The sequence below is a fragment of the Bacillus cereus group sp. BfR-BA-01430 genome (assembly GCF_022663115.1).
In the GTDB taxonomy this organism is placed as follows: domain Bacteria; phylum Bacillota; class Bacilli; order Bacillales; family Bacillaceae_G; genus Bacillus_A; species Bacillus_A cereus_BD.
Map to the genome: position 1 here is coordinate 38,175 of NZ_JAKUEW010000003.1, position 16,409 is coordinate 54,583.

Consider the following 16,409-nt stretch of genomic DNA (forward strand, 5'->3'; position numbering starts at 1 on the left):
TCTTTCTATTTTCATTTTAATTATTGTTGTATTCCATATGTATATATTGTCTTCCTGCTTTATATACAAATAAAAAGCTCAAACTGATTCAGTTTGAGCCCCTTTATTTGAACCCGTCATCATTTTTTATTTGTAAATGCTTCATGAAGTGCTGATAATTCCCGTTCAAGCTCTCCTAACATCTCTTTTCCTTGTTCTTCAGAAATAAGATCAAGACGAACCGCAAAGTCAACCTCACGGGATAAACCAAACATTTGTGTATCTAGCACTTCTTCATATAATGGACACTGCGGCATCGTAAGGTGGTCCATTTGTACCTTAATAAGTCTTAAAATCTTCTCCGCATCCGCTTGTAGAAGGGCAAGTGCCTTTTCCTGATGATTTGCTACTGTCTCAGACGCCAAATTGATTCCCTCCGTTTCCGTCCTACTCTCCTATCCTATCTATTAATATTAGCGATAGTTTTGACAAATTGCAATAGAAACATTTTTTGTGACATCCTTGTCTAATCCTATTATACTGAAAAGTGGGAGTATAATACAAATGGGGGAACAACAATGAGCGAAATTTTGTTTATTAGTGGAAAAGTTCGTTTTCCACTTACGATTGATCCAAGCGTTTGGATCTTTGATGATCGAAAAGTAGACTTAACAACTTACTTTCATGAACCACAACAAGAAACATCTGAATTAGAAACATATTTAAAGCATACTTCTGAGCATTGGGATCGAGAGATTCGTGATGGAGCAGCTTTCCCACCAATTCAAAAAAGCGTCAAACAATTTAAAAAGGAAAAACTGATTACAGGGACTTTCGGAATGCCATTTCAACCTTTTCTTAAAAACGCGGAAGTGATGGACGGTGTGACTGAGATAAAAATCGAAACACTTCATGATGAAATTACATTGCCGCTAAAACAAGTACAAGATGCCATTCTTGGTTTTTCAAAAGATGGGCAACCACTGAGAGAAGACGGGCCTGTTCATCTTTATTTTGGAGATGGTTCGAATCAAAATAATCCGATTCGAAATATCCGGAAATTCATAATTATATGAGTGATATTCTGTATTCAATCACGAGTGATTCTTTTCTGTTTTGACAAAAAGGAGTAGGGATGATCCCTACTCCTTTTTACAATAAATCCGCTGCTAATTGAGCTAAATTAGATCGTTCACCTTTCACGAACTTCACATGACCGCTAATTTTTTGTTCCTTCAGTTTCTCGACCACATATGTTAAACCATTATTATATTCATCTAAATAAGGATGATCAATTTGCTGCGGGTCTCCCATTAATACGATCTTACTCTTTTCCCCTACCCTTGTTAAAATCGTCTTCACTTCATGTTTTGTTAAGTTTTGCGCTTCATCGATAATAATAAATTGATCTGGAATACTTCTTCCTCTTATATACGTCAGTGCCTCTACTTCAATTGAGCCCATACCAGCTAATATAGCATCTAATTCCCCTGGTTTTTTCGTATTGAATAAATATTCAAGATTATCAAAAATCGGTTGCATCCACGGTCTCAACTTTTCCTCTTTTTCACCTGGTAAATAACCGATATCTTTCCCAACAGGAACAATAGGCCTCGCTACAAGGAGCTTTTTATACAATCCTAAATCTTCTGTTTGCATAAGCCCAGCAGCTAAAGCGAGCAACGTTTTCCCTGTCCCCGCCTTTCCTGTTAAAGTAACTAACGGAATATCTTCTCGCAACAACAATTCTAATCCCATAATTTGCTGTACATTGCGCGGACGTATTCCCCAAACTTGTTCATTATGAAACACTAACTTTTTCACTTTTTTCCCTGAACGATCTACAATTCCAAGTGCAGAGCTTGATCCACCAAGCGCATCTTTCATCACAATAAACTGATTGGGATAAAACGGATGATTCGCAATTTCCGATAAAGGAAGTTCTCCTTTTTCATAAAAATAATCCAATTGTACTTTTGATATGTAACCTTCTAAAAAACCCGAATATATATTCTCCACTTCAATAACTCGATCGCTTAAATAATCTTCAGCTTGCAGTCCTAAGGCGTCCGCCTTCACTCTGACGAGGACATCCTTACTGACTAAAATAACTGGCTTTCCATCCTCTTTTTCTTGCTCTTCTAATGATAAATTTTTTGCCACTGCTAAAATGCGATTATCATTTGTTTTTTCTACAAAAATGTCTTGCAGTTGAACAAATGAACGATGATTTAACTCAATCCGAAATGTCCCTCCATTTTCAAGAGGAATACTGTCATATAACTTTCCAAGTTCACGAAATTTATCGATTAACTTAGATACATAGCGAGCATTTCGTCCAACTTCATCCATATAGCGTTTTTTCGAATCAACCTCTTCTAATACAACTGCTGGAATCACTACTTCATTTGTTTCAAAAGAAAAAATAGATAACGGATCCTGTAAAAGTACATTCGTATCTAACACGTAGATTTTATCCAACCTGTTACCCCCTGACTCCACTTTTAAGTTTGTAGAACAAGGGTTTCATCCATAATAATATGGACGAACCATTGTTATAATTATATGTACCGTACAAACGAGGTAGAATCGAAATTCATATAAATTTAATTTTTTCTTCCTCTTCAATTTAGAAAACAAATCAAAATTTATAACCTATAAGAAGACAAAAGTTATCTATTCACTCGCTGAAAAGAAGAAGGTACACATAATCGCCTTTATAATTCTTTCATACCCGTCAGCACTTGATGATCTAATTGTTTAGCCGCTCGTAAATCATATGTCTTCTCAAAAGTTGGTTCAGTAGCAAGCCTTGCCCCATAAAACATCACATCACGAACCTCTTTTATCGCTACCTCTATCACTGTTAATTTCAAAGGAATTCCTTCCATCTTTTCAGTTATAAATTTTGCCTCGCCGCTTATGGAAAATACGGATTCATTCGCCATGATTGTGAATACAATTCCTGTATTGTGACGCAAATTTTCTACAATACGCGAGCGCTGATCAACAGCAAAACGAATACTTTCTTCACTCATTGCATATATCCATGAAATAGCACTTACATTGGGAATCTTTTTTTCAAAATCAACTGTAGCAACTGTAACAATATTCTCTCTACGTAAAATTTGTATGAAAGATTCCGATAATTTAAGCTCCACTATATTCGCCATATTTCCACCTCCAAATGTTTCCTATCTTTATGATAACTTATTTTTAGAATTGCGAAAATATTATTTTTTTCCTCTATATCTCAAAAACATTGAACTTACATGATATACTTATATCGATAGAATTTGTATTGAGGTGACGAAATGAGAGTCAAATGCATGATTTGCGATAAAAAAGATAAGCTAGATGATGAAAATCCTTTGGCTAAAAAGCTTCGTAACCGCCCAATTCATACATATCTGTGCCCAGAATGTACAGAACGTATTGCAGAACGTACAATGAAACGCCACGCAACCGGAAAGTTTCATTTATACCAAGATAAAACAGTAGAAGATGAGTGGTAACATAAATGAGTCCTTAATCATTCAGATAAGGGCTTATTTATATTTCTCTGGTTCCTGATTGGTGAAGCCTCATAATCAGTGGGGGATGAAGAGAACCACACTGATTAAAGTTTCACTTTATCTAGTCTATAAAACAATCGATTAATTCTAACGGAAACCTCGCATAACCCATTTCTTTCTCTTTTTCATACGTAACTATATACATCTCTTCTCTTTTTTCTACTTTCACATTCTTTAATTGATGATCTTCATATAATATGTTGTGAAATAGCTCATAGGTTTCTTGCGCAGCTATATCATCTGGTCGTGCTTCAACAATTATTTTGATTGTTAACCAGTTGTATAATGCATCTTGTACGGAATGCATGAGGTTCCCTCCTCTTAACTTACTTTTTGTTGTTTTGCTTGTCGCAGGCGCAGTTTATAAATTCCTAATACAATTATCGCTACAACAAGTCCTTCCCCAACTGGTAAAAAAACAGCAAAAAATGTAAGAACGGTGCATCCAATCGCTAACAAAGCATAAATAACAACATTTTTTAATACCGATAACTTCCTCGCAAACCCTAAATGATAAACAATGGCACTTAAAACGATAATAGTGCCGTAAAGCATCCACATTCCCATTTTAGGATTTACATCTACTTGATATAGCTTTGCAAAAAAAGACATTTTCTCAAGCATCCTCTTTTCTCCCCCTACTAACAACAAAAATCGCGTTCTTCTCGTTTTTATTATATTTTCCACTACCTACTATAAGAGTACCTTGCAACAAAAATACTGTCCACAAAAAAGAGTAAATTTTCAAAAAATAGCCCTTAAAAAAAGAGCCGTCTTTTGAAAAGACAGCTCCTTCTCTTACGCTTCTACAGATTTCTTTCTCTTCGCAGCTTTTTCACGTTCATTTTTATCTAGAATTTTTTTGCGCAGACGAATAGATTCTGGCGTTACTTCACAATACTCATCATCATTTAAATACTCTAATGATTCTTCTAATGTCATAATGCGTGGTTTTTTCATTGTTGAAGTTTGATCTTTTGTTGCAGAACGAACGTTAGTTTGTTGTTTCATTTTTACAATGTTAACCGTTAAATCATTTTCACGTGTATGCTCTCCAACAATCATACCTGTATATACTTCTGTACCAGGTTCAACGAAGATGACACCGCGATCTTCAACTTGCATAATACCGTATTGTGATGCTTTCCCTGTTTCAAGTGAAACGAGAACACCTTGACGACGTCCACCAACTTGTCCAGCATGTACTGGTTGATAGCTGTCAAATGTGTGGTTCAAAATACCATAACCACGTGTTAACGTTAAGAATTCTGTTGTATAACCAATTAATCCACGTGCTGGTACCATAAATGTTAGACGAACTTGACCATTTCCGTTATTCACCATATCTAACATTTCACCTTTACGAGCTCCCATAGATTCCATGATGGAACCAGTGTATTCTTCTGGTACATCGATTTGCACGCGCTCTACAGGCTCACATCTCACACCATCGACGTCTTTAATAATTACTTCTGGTTTTGATACTTGTAATTCATAGCCTTCACGACGCATATTTTCAATTAAGATTGACAAATGTAATTCCCCACGGCCAGATACAATCCATGCATCAGGAGAGTCTGTATTCTCTACACGTAAACTTACATCTGTTTCTAATTGCGAGCGAAGACGCTCTTCGATTTTACGAGATGTAATATATTTCCCTTCACGACCTGCAAATGGGCTGTTATTTACAAGGAACGTCATTTGTAATGTCGGCTCATCAATACGTAATAAAGGTAGAGCTTCTTGATGTTCAATCGGACATACTGTTTCCCCAACGTTAATGTCTTCCATACCAGAAACAGCTACTAAATCGCCAGCTTTTGCTTCTTCAATTTCTTGACGTTTTAATCCCATGTAACCAAAGATTTTTGTTACGCGGAATTGCTTCACACTTCCGTCAACCTTCATTAAAGCAACTTGCTGTCCTACCTTCATTGTACCGCGGAATACGCGCCCAACTCCGATACGACCTACATAATCATTATAGTCAAGAAGAGCTACTTGGAATTGCAATGGCTCATCGCTATTATCGATTGGTGCTGGAATATGATTGATAATTGTTTCAAATAATGATTTCATATTCTCTTCTTGATTTGCTGGATTTGGATCCAAGCTTGCTGTTCCGTTCATCGCTGAAGCGAATACAACCGGGAACTCTAATTGATCTTCATTTGCACCTAGTTCAATGAATAAATCTAATACTTCATCAACAACTTCTTCTGGACGAGCAAAGTCGCGGTCAATTTTGTTTACAACAACGATTGGCGTTAAATTTTGCTCAAGTGCTTTCTTTAATACAAATCGTGTTTGTGGCATACAACCTTCATATGCATCAACAACAAGTAAAACACCATCAACCATTCGCATGATTCGTTCTACTTCACCACCGAAATCAGCGTGTCCAGGTGTATCTAAAATGTTAATTCGTTTATCTTCATAGTGAATCGCTGTATTTTTCGCTAAAATCGTAATACCGCGTTCTCTCTCTAAATCATTCGAATCCATTGCACGTTCTTCTACATGCTCATTTGCACGGAACGTTCCCGCTTGACGTAATAACTGGTCAACAAGTGTTGTTTTACCATGGTCAACGTGGGCAATAATTGCTATATTACGTAAATCTTGTCGTTTTTTCAACATGTCCAACTCCTAGTGTCTTTTTAATCCTTCTCTATTATAAGAGCGAAGAGGATATAATGGCAATCAAAATAAAATCAAGAATGAAAATATAGTTGTATTCTTACTTTTGTGAAAGTAAAATAAAATTGGAGGGTGAAGATATGGAACACATTCAGTACCGCTTTTTATTAACAGCTATTATCGGTGTTATTTTCTTAATCGGCATTGGAATTATGATTGCTGAAAATAGTCCCATTGGTATTATTATTTGCATTATTGGTACATTTGTTACAGTTGGATACGGCTTTATAACAAAACGAAAAATGCGCAAATCACAATAACGTGAAAAAGTAAGAAGCTTTCTATAGCCTCTTACTTTTTTGTTATTGTAATACAAATGGTAATAATTCATCATATACGCCAGGTTTCGCCACTAGTACACTACTTTTTTCTACAATAGAAATTGGTGTCCCAGTAAATGTTGTCACTTTGCCACCAACTTCTTCAACAATAATTTTCCCACCACCAAAATCCCAAGGAGATAACCGCGGCGTTATATAAGCATCCAACCTTCCTGTTGCCACATATACCATCTCTAATGCCGCACAACCATACGAACGTGTTCCTCTTGCCTTTGTAACAAGCTGCATCATTTTTTCCATATGAAGCAACGGGTTATCAGTAAGCCATGTCGCATTTAAAGCAACTATGCTACTTTCTAACGCTCCTTCTTGTAACATCGGAATAGATACACCATTACAAAACGCCCCTTCCCCTTTTACAGCATGGTATAACTCATCATGTACGGGATCATAGATAAGACCGATTATTCCGATACCGTTCTCATAAATACCAATCGAAATAGCAAAATTTCGTTTTTGATGAACAAAATTCATCGTACCATCAATTGGATCAATTAACCAAACAATCCCATTAGAAGAAGTGACTTCATCCCCATACCCTTCTTCTCCTAAAATATAATGTTCTGGGAATGTTTCTTTAATTTTCCCAATAAAAAATTGTTCTATTTCCCGATCCATATTCGTTACTAGATCGGCCGCATTTGACTTTGTTTCAATGATAAGGGCTTGTTTTAGCGATGCCCTTAAGCTCTCTCCTGCTTCTCGAACCCACTGTTTTGCATGTGTATCAATTTCTTTCCATACCTCTTGCATATTTTAAACACTCCGATCTATACTGTTCACAGAAAAAACGAACCCTTTATAAGGTTCGCACCAACTTAATTTTTATACATATACTATTATTACGCTTCTAAACGAATCATTTCAAGTCTTAAGACTTCCAATTTTTGGACACACTCTTCTTTTTTCTGATTGTCATTTTCCATCATCGCATCATATAACGTTGCTAATTCATAATCTAACTCTAATCTTAATACCGGAATTCTTTTTTCTGCATCTGTTCTCTTTAATGCATTAATCACTTGTCTCATAGTATTTGCCTCCTCCCAATATTCGTCTGCCCTCGGACTAGAATTAACTTAATTTTCTGATTTTTTGTTTTATACTATACTATGTTGGATAAAGTATCTATGCAACAAATTTATATTTTTTTACCGATTTTTTTGTGCTGTTCTTTTTATGAATCGTACAAGCTATGCTAAAATAAAAACAAACTAGGAGTTGGAGGAACGATTATGACATTACAAACTTTTCAATCAGCTGACTTTGCTGTCTTTTCAGTTGACGGTCTTGAAAGACGTATGAATGCAATCAAAACACATATCCAGCCAAAATTAGAAACATTAGGGGAACAATTTTCCCATTACTTATCTGACCAAACTGGCGAACCTTTTTTCTATCATGTTGCCAAACATGCACGTCGCAAAGTCAATCCACCAAACGATACTTGGGTTGCTTTTTCAACAAATAAACGCGGCTATAAAATGTTACCACACTTTCAAATTGGCTTATGGGGCACCCATGCTTTCATATACTTTGGTTTAATCTATGAGTGTCCACAAAAAGAGGTAGCGGCTCATGCCTTATTAGAACATTTAAATGATTTAAAAACAAATATACCAAATGACTTCGTTTGGTCCATTGACCACACTAAACCAGATGTTCTACCACATGACACATTAGAATCAAAAGATTTACAAAAAATAATTGAACGATTAGCTACTGTAAAAAAGGCTGAGTTATTAGTTGGAATTCATATAGCGCCAGAGGAATTTTCATCTATGACAAATGAACAATTTCAAACTAAGATTGAATCGACGATCCACTCACTCCTTCCTTTATATAAGATTTGCAATCGATAGTAGAAAACGGACAATTGCTATTGTCCGTTTTTAGTTGTTATCATATTATAGCACTCTAAAATTCATTTTTCAAAATTTTTTTACATTTTAACAATCTTATGCTCTTCTGTATCTTTCCCTTTTTGTATCGTACGGTATATTGAATAACCACTTACTTCCTGAAATTCTTTATCAATTTTCTTTTCTTCAGCTTTGGATGGAACAATTCTTTTGAACTTGCGATATAAATCCATCAATTCTTCTTTAACAATTCCTTTTTCATTTGCTTTTTCTATCGCCTCATAAAATTTCACAACAGTAATCATCTCTTCATTCGACCAGTCATAATCAAGTGGATATTGATATTCCATATTTACACCTCATCTATCTTTATTGTTCTGTTATTATGCTACCGTAAAGACTACAATTTCATCCGTGATATAGCCTCTTTGCATTATACACTATTTTGCTAGTCTAAGCTGTCATTATATCCATAGACTGTTTCGGTATATATCCCCTACTTTATATTTTAAATCCATACAGTTAAAAATAATATTTTTCTATACATCTATAATTATTGGTGATATAATGCTTTTGTTTTATAGAAAATAAAATGATACTTCCATTTTTTATGAGTGGTAAGTCAAACAAATCTAGTTCTTGAGAACGATGATATAACAAAACATCTTCTAATAGAACAGAGTCACATAAAACAAATCAAAATAAATAAAAGAAGGGGTGTATAGATTGTCCCAATACAAAACACCATTGTTTACCGCTTTAGTAGAGCACAGTAAGCGAAATCCAATTCAATTCCATATTCCTGGTCATAAGAAAGGACAAGGAATGGATCCTGTATTTCGTGAATTTATTGGGCATAATGCATTAGCAATTGACTTAATTAACATTGCACCGCTTGATGATTTACATCATCCAAAAGGTATGATTAAAGAAGCACAAGATTTAGCCGCAGCAGCGTTCGGTGCAGATCATACGTTTTTTTCCGTTCAAGGTACAAGCGGAGCAATTATGACAATGGTGATGAGCGTATGTGGTCCCGGAGATAAAATTCTTGTACCACGAAACGTTCATAAATCTGTAATGTCAGCCATTATTTTCTCAGGTGCAAAACCAATTTTCATTCATCCTGAAATTGATGCGAAACTTGGTATTTCACATGGTATTACCATACATTCTGTAAAAAAAGCACTCGATGAACATCCCGATGCGAAAGGATTACTTGTAATTAATCCAACATACTTTGGATTTGCTGCAGATTTGCAGCAAATTGTTGAATTAGCCCATTCCTATGAAATACCTGTACTAGTTGATGAAGCTCATGGTGTCCATATTCATTTCCATGATGAGTTACCGATGTCAGCGATGCAAGCTGGCGCAGATATGGCTGCAACAAGTGTGCATAAACTAGGTGGCTCTTTAACACAAAGTTCCATTTTAAATGTAAGAGAGGGCCTTGTAAATGTAAAGCATGTCCAATCCATTATTAGCATGCTTACTACAACATCGACTTCTTATATTTTATTAGCTTCCCTTGATGTTGCAAGAAAACGATTGGCAACAGAAGGAAAAAAGTTAATAACAAAAACAATAGAGCTAGCTGAGCGTGTTCGTAATGCTGTAAATCATATTGAACATCTTTATTGTCCTGGAAAAGAAATGTTAGGTACCGACGCGACATTTCGTTACGATCCAACGAAGCTTATCATATCTGTGAAAGACTTAGGAATTACAGGCCATGAAGCCGAGTTATGGTTAAGAAAACACTATAATATTGAAGTCGAGCTTTCAGACCTATATAACATTCTATGCCTGATTACACTAGGAGACACGGAAGACGAGACAAATGTACTCATTGCAGCTCTACAAGAACTAGCCACAACATTTAAACATCGTGCAGATAAAGGCGTTCAAGTACAAGTAGAAATCCCAGAAATTCCTGTACTAGCCCTTTCTCCACGAGATGCTTTTTATTCAGAAACAGAAGTTATTCCGTTTGAAGATGCTGCTGGCCGCATTATAGCCGATTTTGTAATGGTTTATCCACCAGGGATTCCAATCTTTACTCCAGGAGAAATTATTACACAAGAAAACTTAGATTATATCCAGAAAAATTTAGAAGCTGGATTACCTGTTCAAGGTCCAGAAGATATGACACTCCAAACATTGCGTGTCATTAAGGAATTTAAGCCTATCAGTTAGTTGATAGGCTTTTTTTTCACCATTTCCTCTTTCATTCATACGCTATTACAGAATGTAACGTATAGGTGGGATACCATTATGATTGTGATTGGTCGTTCTATTGTACATCCTTATATCATGAATGAAAATGAATCATTTGCTAACGAAAAACAACAAATTTTATCTATCATGACTGGAAATCAAGAAGTATACTCCTTTCGGACAGTCGCTGAACTCAACTTTGATTTAAATGTAAGGATGCATATTATTACCTCTGCATTAGAACTTTTTCAAAGTGGATTTCAGTTCCGTACATTCGTGACATCTTTTTGTAATGAAGAATATTGGCAACGAACAGCGCTAGGAGGATTTCAATTGCGTCCCGGTGTATCATCTTCTATTGCAATACGAGATATTTTTAAAAATGGGAAAATGTACGGAACTGAATGTGCAACAGCAATGATTATTATATTTTATAAAGCATTGTTAGAGCTATATGATGAAGAAATATTCAACCATTTATTTGCAAACCTTCTATTATATACATGGGATTATGATCGTGATTTAAAATTAATGACAAAGACAGGTGGAGATATTGTACCAGGTGATTTAGTCTACTTTAAAAATCCTCAAGTGAATCCTGCTTCTATCGAATGGCAAGGAGAAAATGCAATTTATTTAGGTAACTCTTTTTATTACGGTCATGGAGTTGGTGTAAAAACAAAAGAACAAATCATTTATCTGTTAAATGATAGAAGAATCCCCTCTGCTTTTATTTCAGCCTATTTAACCGATTTTATTACGCGTATAGATAGTCGCATCATGAGTCAATATACTTCTCATCCCCTGCCACAAACCTCACTAGGATTTATCCCGATTAGAGACGATGCAATTGTAGCAACTATCGGACACACAACTACCATCTATTAAAAAAGCGTCTGCATTCGCAGACGCTTTTTTCTACTATTAAGCTTTTACATGTTGCTTATGGTCACATTTACAATGAGATCCACATTTGCCGTAAAGTACTGTCGTTTTTTTATCCTCAAAATGCGCGATTGTTTCTTCACAAACTTGGCATACGATTGTTCCCATCTTCTTTTCCCCCTAAGTTTCTTTCATACTGTTATATTGAATTCTTTACACGTTCTATATATTATTGGGCTTTTGCATGTTCCTTGTGATTGCATTCGCAATGAGACCCACATTTCCCATAAAGTACTGTTGTTTTTTCCTCTTCAAAGTATGCGATTGTACTTTCACAAACTTGACATACAATTGTTCCCATTTTTCTTTCCCCCTAAGTTAATGGTCCTAAAAACTTTTCTAGCTCCCAAATTTATATACTACTGGGCCTTTGTATGTTCCTTGTGACCACATCCGCAAGATCCACATTTGCCGTAAAGTATTGTTACCTTTTCATCTTCGAAGTGTGCGATTGTATTTTCACAATCTTGACATACGATTGTCCCCATTTTTCTTTTCCCCCTAAGTTTGTAATCCCAAAAACTTTTTTGTAACCGCTTAACTTTCTGACTTCATTTTAATATGTTATACTTTTTAAGTCAATAGGTTTTTAGTATAACACATTAAAAATTTTTATTTCACATTAGTATGAAACAATCATACAAAAAACAGCCATATTTCATACGACTGTTTCTGTTTTTCATTCTTCATGCTCAGCATGTACAGAGGAAGTTTGTGGAACAAGAAATTTAAAAAATTGTGCTAAATCATTTGCTTCTACTTCTGATGCTAATTTAAATATTTCTTGTAAATGTTGGGTATTTTCTACATCATCTGGTCCAAGAAGTGTTGCTCGCCCCGTCTGCATACAAACGACAAGTGTTTTTCCAAAAAACATATTTGTATAAATAACTCCAAAATCATAGCGATTTTCATGCGTCATAAATCCTAAAAAGCGTATATGGACATTCTCATGTTCATCATACAATTTCTCGAACATCTTACTGCTCCTTTCTAAAGACCATTTCCTTCCCGTATATATTACACGAAAAAAAGCAATAACCTTTTAATTGTCAAAAAATTTACAATAATGTTACAATAAAATTGTAAATGACGTTAGGAGGAGATCTTTTATGCAGCATGCCTTTATAAAACTTGTATCTAAATCTAAAACACAGTCTGTCTCATTAGACGACATAAAAGAACTTTTTCAATATTATAAAATAATCACTTCACAAACTGGCACGCAAATTCATTACGCATATGCAAACTTTGCCTTTCCTTATGAAATAGTGGATACTTCAAATTCGACGCTAGAACTAAAATCGAATCATGAGAGATATAACTGTATTTATGTAGGAGTTGACTCGGAAAATGACCAAACCTTTATTCAAATTTCTTTGCCTTCTACAGCAACATTTGGAGACAAAGGAAAAGCAAATGAATTTTGTCGTTTTTTAGCAAAAAAATTAGAGGGTGAACTACAACTATTTAATGGAAGAACCATGTATTTTTATAAACGATAAGATTTAAAAGAGGTACGATATGATTAAAAACAAGATGCTATTTATACAAGTGAGAATGAATGCTTGTTTTCTTATAGGAAGCATAACATACGCAATTACATACGCAAGATAGAGAAACACAAAAAAGAGCATTATTTTATAATGAACCTTATCACCACTTGATAAGGATAACACAATAGAAAAACCACTCCATAAAAGAAAATGATAAAATATAACATGTATGAATTTCACGGAACCGTCTCCTTTGACATGCTCTATTTTATTATAATATATGGGATTGAAAGCAAATCAATTCCATAATAGGAACAAGTTTATTTTCTTAAAACCACAATCCCTTATAGGGTGAACTGCTTTCGTTTCACATCTACAAGTTTGTCTCCATACAACAACTCCAATAAAGTGTAATTTTAATCAGTGGGGTGTTCTTCGTCCCCCCTACTGATTATGAGCCTCCACCAATCGGGCTGCTACTGCCCTAAAATAGCGAGATAAAAAAACCTTCAAAGTAAGAAAAAACGTCTCTTACAGAATAAGAGACGTTTTTTCTTACTTACTATATTATTTTACAATGTGAATTGGCATTCCAAGAGCAACTTCTGCTGCTTCCATTGTAATTTCACCTAATGTTGGATGAGCATGGATTGTTTGTGCAATATCTTCTGCTGTCATACCAGCTTCGATAGCTAGTCCTAGCTCAGAGATAATATCAGAAGCACCTGCACCTGCAACTTGCGCACCTACAAGAAGACCATCTTCTTTACGTGTTACAAGTTGTAAGAAACCGTCTGTGCTGTTTAATGATAATGCACGACCGTTTGCAGCGAATGGGAATTTAGATACAGCTACGCTCATTCCAGCTTCTTCTGCTTGTTTCTTTGTATAACCAACAGATGCTAATTCTGGATCAGTGAAGCATACTGCTGGAATTCCAATGTAATCGATTGCTGCTGCATGGCCACTAATAGCTTCAGCTGCTACTTTACCTTCGTAAGAAGCTTTGTGCGCTAATGGTGGTCCAGGAACGATATCACCGATTGCATAGATGTTTGATACATTTGTACGACATTGCTCATCGATTTCGATTAGACCGCGATCAGTCATTTTAATTCCAACTTGCTCAAGACCGATTTCTTGCGTATTTGGACGACGACCTACAGTTACTAATACGTAATCTGCTTCTACAGTTTGTACTTCGCCTTTTACTTCGAAGCTAACTTTTACGCCGTTTTCAGTTTCTTCAACGCCTTTAGCCATAGCTTTCGTATGAATTGTAACGTTTCCTTTTTTCTGAAGAGCGCGTTTCACAACTGAGCTCATTGCTTTTTCGAAACCAGCTAAGATTTCGTCACCAGCTTCTACTACAGTAACTTCTGTACCGAAGTTAGCATAAGCAGTACCTAATTCCATACCGATGTAACCGCCGCCGATTACAACAAGTTTTTTAGGAATTTCAGGTAAGCTTAAAGCACCTGTAGAGTTGATCACACGTTTAGAGTATTTGAATCCTGGAATTTCAATTGGTGTAGAACCAGTTGCAAGGATTGCATTTTTGAATGTATAAGTTTGTGCTGCATCTTCAGTCATGACACGTAATGTATTCGCATCTACGAAGTAAGCTTCACCGCGAATGATTTCAACTTTGTTTCCTTTAAGAAGGCCTTCTACACCGCCAGTTAATTTCTTAACTACGCCATTTTTCCATTCTTGAACTTTTGTGAAATCCACTTTTACGTTTTCAGCGATAATACCCATGTCATCAGAATGTTTTGCATGCTCAAAACGATGACCTGCATTAATTAACGCTTTAGAAGGAATACATCCAACGTTTAAGCATACGCCACCAAGGTTAGCTTTTTCAATAACTGCTACCTTTTGACCTAATTGTGCTGCACGAATTGCTGCAACATATCCACCAGGACCTGCACCAACAACGACTGTATCTAATTCAATTGGGAAATCTCCTACTACCATTGTTATTACGCCTCCATTACTAATAATTGTGGGTCGTTTAATAGACGTTTAATTTGGTTTAATGCTTTTTGAGCAGTTGCACCGTCAATTAAACGATGGTCAAAGCTTAGAGATAATGCTAATACTGGAGCTGCAACGATCTCACCATTTTTTACAACTGGTTTTTCAGCGATGCGACCAATACCAAGGATTGCTACTTCTGGGTGATTGATAACTGGAGTGAACCATTGTCCACCTGCAGAACCAATGTTTGTGATTGTGCAAGAAGCACCTTTCATTTCAGCAGGAGCTAAGCGACCTTCACGTGCTTTTGTAGCAAGCTCATTAATCTCATTAGAGATTGCAAAGATAGACTTGCGATCAGCATCTTTAACAACTGGTACTAAAAGACCTTTATCAGTATCAGCTGCGATACCAATATTGAAGTAATGTTTATGAACAATTTCTTGAGTTGCATCATCTAAAGAAGTGTTCAACATTGGGAATTCACGTAATGCAGATGTTAAAGCTTTTACAACATATGGAAGGTAAGTTAATTTAATACCTTTGTCAGCTGCAACAGCTTTGAATTTCTTACGATGAGCAACAAGCTCTGTTACATCTACTTCGTCCATTAATGTTACGTGAGGAGCTGTATGTTTAGAGTTAACCATTGCTTTCGCAATCGCTTTACGGATACCGCTCATTTTCTCGCGAGTTTCTGGGTATTCACCAGCTGGGATTGGTTGTGCTTTTGGTGCCTCTTCTTGAGCCGCTGGAGTAGCTGCTGCTGCTGGAGCTTCAGTAGTCGCTGCTTGTCCACCATTTACAAATGCATCGATGTCAGCTTTTACAATGCGACCGTTTTTACCAGATCCAGCTACTTTATGGATGTCTACACCTTTTTCACGAGCATATTTACGAACAGATGGCATAGCGATTACGCGTTCATTTGTTGTTTCTGCCGCTGGAGTAGCTGCTGCTGGAGCTTCTTCTTTTGCTTCCTCAGCTTTTGGAGCATCGTCATGCTCGTCACCTTTAAATTTAAGGTTTTCGTAACCAGGAGCGTCAAATTTAACAAGAACATCTCCTACTACTGCAACTGTTCCTTCTTCTACAAGTACTTCAAGTACTTTACCTTTTACAGGAGAAGGAATTTCTACTACTGCTTTATCATTTTGTACTTCAAGAAGTACATCGTCTTCGTTTACTTCATCGCCTGGTTTAATAAACCATTTTACGATTTCACCTTCGTGGATACCTTCACCGATATCTGGTAGTTTAAATTCAAATGCCACGGAATTCATCCCCCTGATTCATTTCATTATT

23 protein-coding genes are annotated in these 16,409 nt (G+C 36.0%); 7 read left to right on the top strand and 16 right to left on the bottom strand.

Features of this window, described 5'->3' with window-relative positions:
• Positions 1-119: 119 nt before the first annotated feature.
• Positions 120-404, bottom strand: coding sequence for an Fpa/YlaN family protein (locus MR058_RS08390; RefSeq protein ID WP_242143539.1), 285 nt, complete (start codon positions 402-404; stop codon positions 120-122).
• A gap of 153 nt (positions 405-557) precedes the next feature.
• Here MR058_RS08390 and MR058_RS08395 point away from each other — a divergent pair, with 153 nt between their 5' ends.
• Positions 558-1,055: a peptidyl-prolyl cis-trans isomerase gene (locus MR058_RS08395; protein ID WP_242143540.1), complete on the top strand. Its 498-nt coding sequence runs from the start codon at positions 558-560 to the stop codon at positions 1,053-1,055.
• A 76-nt stretch (positions 1,056-1,131) separates the two neighbouring features.
• Here the strand turns inward: MR058_RS08395 and MR058_RS08400 are convergent, their stop codons facing one another.
• Positions 1,132-2,460 carry a PhoH family protein gene (locus MR058_RS08400; protein ID WP_242143541.1) on the bottom strand — a complete coding sequence of 443 codons (1,329 nt, stop codon included), beginning with the start codon at positions 2,458-2,460 and terminating at the stop codon, positions 1,132-1,134.
• A gap of 236 nt (positions 2,461-2,696) precedes the next feature.
• Positions 2,697-3,152: a pyridoxamine 5'-phosphate oxidase family protein gene (locus MR058_RS08405; RefSeq protein WP_242143542.1), complete on the bottom strand. Its 456-nt coding sequence runs from the start codon at positions 3,150-3,152 to the stop codon at positions 2,697-2,699.
• Positions 3,153-3,293: 141 nt separating this feature from the next.
• Between MR058_RS08405 and MR058_RS08410 the strand changes: the two genes are divergently transcribed.
• Positions 3,294-3,494 carry a YlaI family protein gene (locus MR058_RS08410; protein WP_012095103.1) on the top strand — a complete coding sequence of 67 codons (201 nt, stop codon included), beginning with the start codon at positions 3,294-3,296 and terminating at the stop codon, positions 3,492-3,494.
• Between the two features lie 121 nt (positions 3,495-3,615).
• On the opposite strand, the gene MR058_RS08415 is transcribed toward MR058_RS08410, so the two are convergent.
• The 3 genes from MR058_RS08415 to typA all read right to left on the bottom strand — a co-directional run bounded on the left by MR058_RS08415 (position 3,616) and on the right by typA (position 6,197).
• Entirely contained in the window at positions 3,616-3,861 is a 246-nt protein-coding gene (locus MR058_RS08415) for a hypothetical protein (protein WP_242143543.1), read from the bottom strand.
• 14 nt (positions 3,862-3,875) lie between these two features.
• The gene (locus MR058_RS08420; protein ID WP_242143544.1) at positions 3,876-4,178 is read right to left on the bottom strand and encodes a YlaH-like family protein; all 303 of its coding nucleotides are present in this window, start codon (positions 4,176-4,178) and stop codon (positions 3,876-3,878) included.
• A 174-nt stretch (positions 4,179-4,352) separates the two neighbouring features.
• Entirely contained in the window at positions 4,353-6,197 is a 1,845-nt protein-coding gene (gene typA / locus MR058_RS08425) for a translational GTPase TypA (RefSeq protein WP_242143545.1), read from the bottom strand.
• Positions 6,198-6,337: 140 nt separating this feature from the next.
• Between typA and MR058_RS08430 the strand changes: the two genes are divergently transcribed.
• A complete protein-coding gene (locus MR058_RS08430) occupies positions 6,338-6,517 on the top strand; it encodes a DUF5325 family protein (RefSeq protein WP_000400124.1) in 180 nt (59 codons plus the stop codon).
• A gap of 42 nt (positions 6,518-6,559) precedes the next feature.
• On the opposite strand, the gene MR058_RS08435 is transcribed toward MR058_RS08430, so the two are convergent.
• Together MR058_RS08435 and MR058_RS08440 are read right to left on the bottom strand one after the other, a co-directional pair.
• Complete coding sequence (locus MR058_RS08435) at positions 6,560-7,351, bottom strand: inositol monophosphatase family protein (protein WP_242143546.1); 792 nt, start codon at positions 7,349-7,351, stop codon at positions 6,560-6,562.
• An 89-nt stretch (positions 7,352-7,440) separates the two neighbouring features.
• Complete coding sequence (locus MR058_RS08440) at positions 7,441-7,629, bottom strand: hypothetical protein (protein WP_001250169.1); 189 nt, start codon at positions 7,627-7,629, stop codon at positions 7,441-7,443.
• A gap of 204 nt (positions 7,630-7,833) precedes the next feature.
• Between MR058_RS08440 and MR058_RS08445 the strand changes: the two genes are divergently transcribed.
• A complete protein-coding gene (locus MR058_RS08445; protein ID WP_242143547.1) occupies positions 7,834-8,460 on the top strand; it encodes a YktB family protein in 627 nt (208 codons plus the stop codon).
• Positions 8,461-8,540: 80 nt separating this feature from the next.
• Here MR058_RS08445 and MR058_RS08450 read toward each other — a convergent pair whose 3' ends face one another.
• Positions 8,541-8,810, bottom strand: a complete 270-nt coding sequence (locus MR058_RS08450; RefSeq protein WP_242143548.1) for a UPF0223 family protein — start codon at positions 8,808-8,810, stop codon at positions 8,541-8,543.
• A gap of 376 nt (positions 8,811-9,186) precedes the next feature.
• Here MR058_RS08450 and MR058_RS08455 point away from each other — a divergent pair, with 376 nt between their 5' ends.
• Together MR058_RS08455 and MR058_RS08460 are read left to right on the top strand one after the other, a co-directional pair.
• Positions 9,187-10,659: an aminotransferase class I/II-fold pyridoxal phosphate-dependent enzyme gene (locus MR058_RS08455; protein ID WP_277926486.1), complete on the top strand. Its 1,473-nt coding sequence runs from the start codon at positions 9,187-9,189 to the stop codon at positions 10,657-10,659.
• Between the two features lie 78 nt (positions 10,660-10,737).
• A complete protein-coding gene (locus MR058_RS08460) occupies positions 10,738-11,568 on the top strand; it encodes a protein-glutamine gamma-glutamyltransferase (protein ID WP_242143550.1) in 831 nt (276 codons plus the stop codon).
• Positions 11,569-11,604: 36 nt separating this feature from the next.
• Here the strand turns inward: MR058_RS08460 and MR058_RS08465 are convergent, their stop codons facing one another.
• The 4 genes from MR058_RS08465 to MR058_RS08480 all read right to left on the bottom strand — a co-directional run bounded on the left by MR058_RS08465 (position 11,605) and on the right by MR058_RS08480 (position 12,604).
• Entirely contained in the window at positions 11,605-11,733 is a 129-nt protein-coding gene (locus MR058_RS08465; protein WP_242143551.1) for a GapA-binding peptide SR1P, read from the bottom strand.
• Positions 11,734-11,794: 61 nt separating this feature from the next.
• Entirely contained in the window at positions 11,795-11,926 is a 132-nt protein-coding gene (locus tag MR058_RS08470) for a GapA-binding peptide SR1P (protein ID WP_242143552.1), read from the bottom strand.
• Between the two features lie 58 nt (positions 11,927-11,984).
• Positions 11,985-12,113 (bottom strand): GapA-binding peptide SR1P, encoded by a 129-nt coding sequence (locus MR058_RS08475; RefSeq protein ID WP_242143553.1) that lies wholly within the window; start codon positions 12,111-12,113, stop codon positions 11,985-11,987.
• A gap of 191 nt (positions 12,114-12,304) precedes the next feature.
• Positions 12,305-12,604 (bottom strand): DUF3055 domain-containing protein, encoded by a 300-nt coding sequence (locus tag MR058_RS08480; protein WP_242143554.1) that lies wholly within the window; start codon positions 12,602-12,604, stop codon positions 12,305-12,307.
• 133 nt (positions 12,605-12,737) lie between these two features.
• Here MR058_RS08480 and MR058_RS08485 point away from each other — a divergent pair, with 133 nt between their 5' ends.
• Positions 12,738-13,130 carry a DUF1885 family protein gene (locus tag MR058_RS08485; protein WP_242143555.1) on the top strand — a complete coding sequence of 131 codons (393 nt, stop codon included), beginning with the start codon at positions 12,738-12,740 and terminating at the stop codon, positions 13,128-13,130.
• 3 nt (positions 13,131-13,133) lie between these two features.
• Here the strand turns inward: MR058_RS08485 and MR058_RS08490 are convergent, their stop codons facing one another.
• The 3 genes from MR058_RS08490 to MR058_RS08500 all read right to left on the bottom strand — a co-directional run bounded on the left by MR058_RS08490 (position 13,134) and on the right by MR058_RS08500 (position 16,378).
• Positions 13,134-13,361 (bottom strand): hypothetical protein, encoded by a 228-nt coding sequence (locus MR058_RS08490; protein ID WP_242143556.1) that lies wholly within the window; start codon positions 13,359-13,361, stop codon positions 13,134-13,136.
• A 327-nt stretch (positions 13,362-13,688) separates the two neighbouring features.
• The gene (gene lpdA / locus MR058_RS08495; RefSeq protein WP_242143557.1) at positions 13,689-15,101 is read right to left on the bottom strand and encodes a dihydrolipoyl dehydrogenase; all 1,413 of its coding nucleotides are present in this window, start codon (positions 15,099-15,101) and stop codon (positions 13,689-13,691) included.
• Between the two features lie 5 nt (positions 15,102-15,106).
• The gene (locus MR058_RS08500) at positions 15,107-16,378 is read right to left on the bottom strand and encodes a dihydrolipoamide acetyltransferase family protein (protein ID WP_242143558.1); all 1,272 of its coding nucleotides are present in this window, start codon (positions 16,376-16,378) and stop codon (positions 15,107-15,109) included.
• Positions 16,379-16,409: the final 31 nt, after the last annotated feature.

What these genes read in the sequence shown, in the direction of transcription:
- MR058_RS08395 (WP_242143540.1), top strand. Translation starts at nt 558, where the DNA reads ATGAGCGAAATTTTGTTTATTAGTGGAAAAGTTCGTTTTCCACTTACG.
- MR058_RS08405 (WP_242143542.1), bottom strand. Translation starts at nt 3,152, where the DNA reads ATGGCGAATATAGTGGAGCTTAAATTATCGGAATCTTTCATACAAATT.
- MR058_RS08410 (WP_012095103.1), top strand. Translation starts at nt 3,294, where the DNA reads ATGAGAGTCAAATGCATGATTTGCGATAAAAAAGATAAGCTAGATGAT.
- MR058_RS08415 (WP_242143543.1), bottom strand. Translation starts at nt 3,861, where the DNA reads ATGCATTCCGTACAAGATGCATTATACAACTGGTTAACAATCAAAATA.
- MR058_RS08420 (WP_242143544.1), bottom strand. Translation starts at nt 4,178, where the DNA reads ATGCTTGAGAAAATGTCTTTTTTTGCAAAGCTATATCAAGTAGATGTA.
- typA (WP_242143545.1), bottom strand. Translation starts at nt 6,197, where the DNA reads ATGTTGAAAAAACGACAAGATTTACGTAATATAGCAATTATTGCCCAC.
- MR058_RS08430 (WP_000400124.1), top strand. Translation starts at nt 6,338, where the DNA reads ATGGAACACATTCAGTACCGCTTTTTATTAACAGCTATTATCGGTGTT.
- MR058_RS08435 (WP_242143546.1), bottom strand. Translation starts at nt 7,351, where the DNA reads ATGCAAGAGGTATGGAAAGAAATTGATACACATGCAAAACAGTGGGTT.
- MR058_RS08440 (WP_001250169.1), bottom strand. Translation starts at nt 7,629, where the DNA reads ATGAGACAAGTGATTAATGCATTAAAGAGAACAGATGCAGAAAAAAGA.
- MR058_RS08445 (WP_242143547.1), top strand. Translation starts at nt 7,834, where the DNA reads ATGACATTACAAACTTTTCAATCAGCTGACTTTGCTGTCTTTTCAGTT.
- MR058_RS08450 (WP_242143548.1), bottom strand. Translation starts at nt 8,810, where the DNA reads ATGGAATATCAATATCCACTTGATTATGACTGGTCGAATGAAGAGATG.
- MR058_RS08460 (WP_242143550.1), top strand. Translation starts at nt 10,738, where the DNA reads ATGATTGTGATTGGTCGTTCTATTGTACATCCTTATATCATGAATGAA.
- MR058_RS08465 (WP_242143551.1), bottom strand. Translation starts at nt 11,733, where the DNA reads ATGGGAACAATCGTATGCCAAGTTTGTGAAGAAACAATCGCGCATTTT.
- MR058_RS08470 (WP_242143552.1), bottom strand. Translation starts at nt 11,926, where the DNA reads ATGGGAACAATTGTATGTCAAGTTTGTGAAAGTACAATCGCATACTTT.
- MR058_RS08475 (WP_242143553.1), bottom strand. Translation starts at nt 12,113, where the DNA reads ATGGGGACAATCGTATGTCAAGATTGTGAAAATACAATCGCACACTTC.
- MR058_RS08480 (WP_242143554.1), bottom strand. Translation starts at nt 12,604, where the DNA reads ATGTTCGAGAAATTGTATGATGAACATGAGAATGTCCATATACGCTTT.
- MR058_RS08485 (WP_242143555.1), top strand. Translation starts at nt 12,738, where the DNA reads ATGCAGCATGCCTTTATAAAACTTGTATCTAAATCTAAAACACAGTCT.
- lpdA (WP_242143557.1), bottom strand. Translation starts at nt 15,101, where the DNA reads ATGGTAGTAGGAGATTTCCCAATTGAATTAGATACAGTCGTTGTTGGT.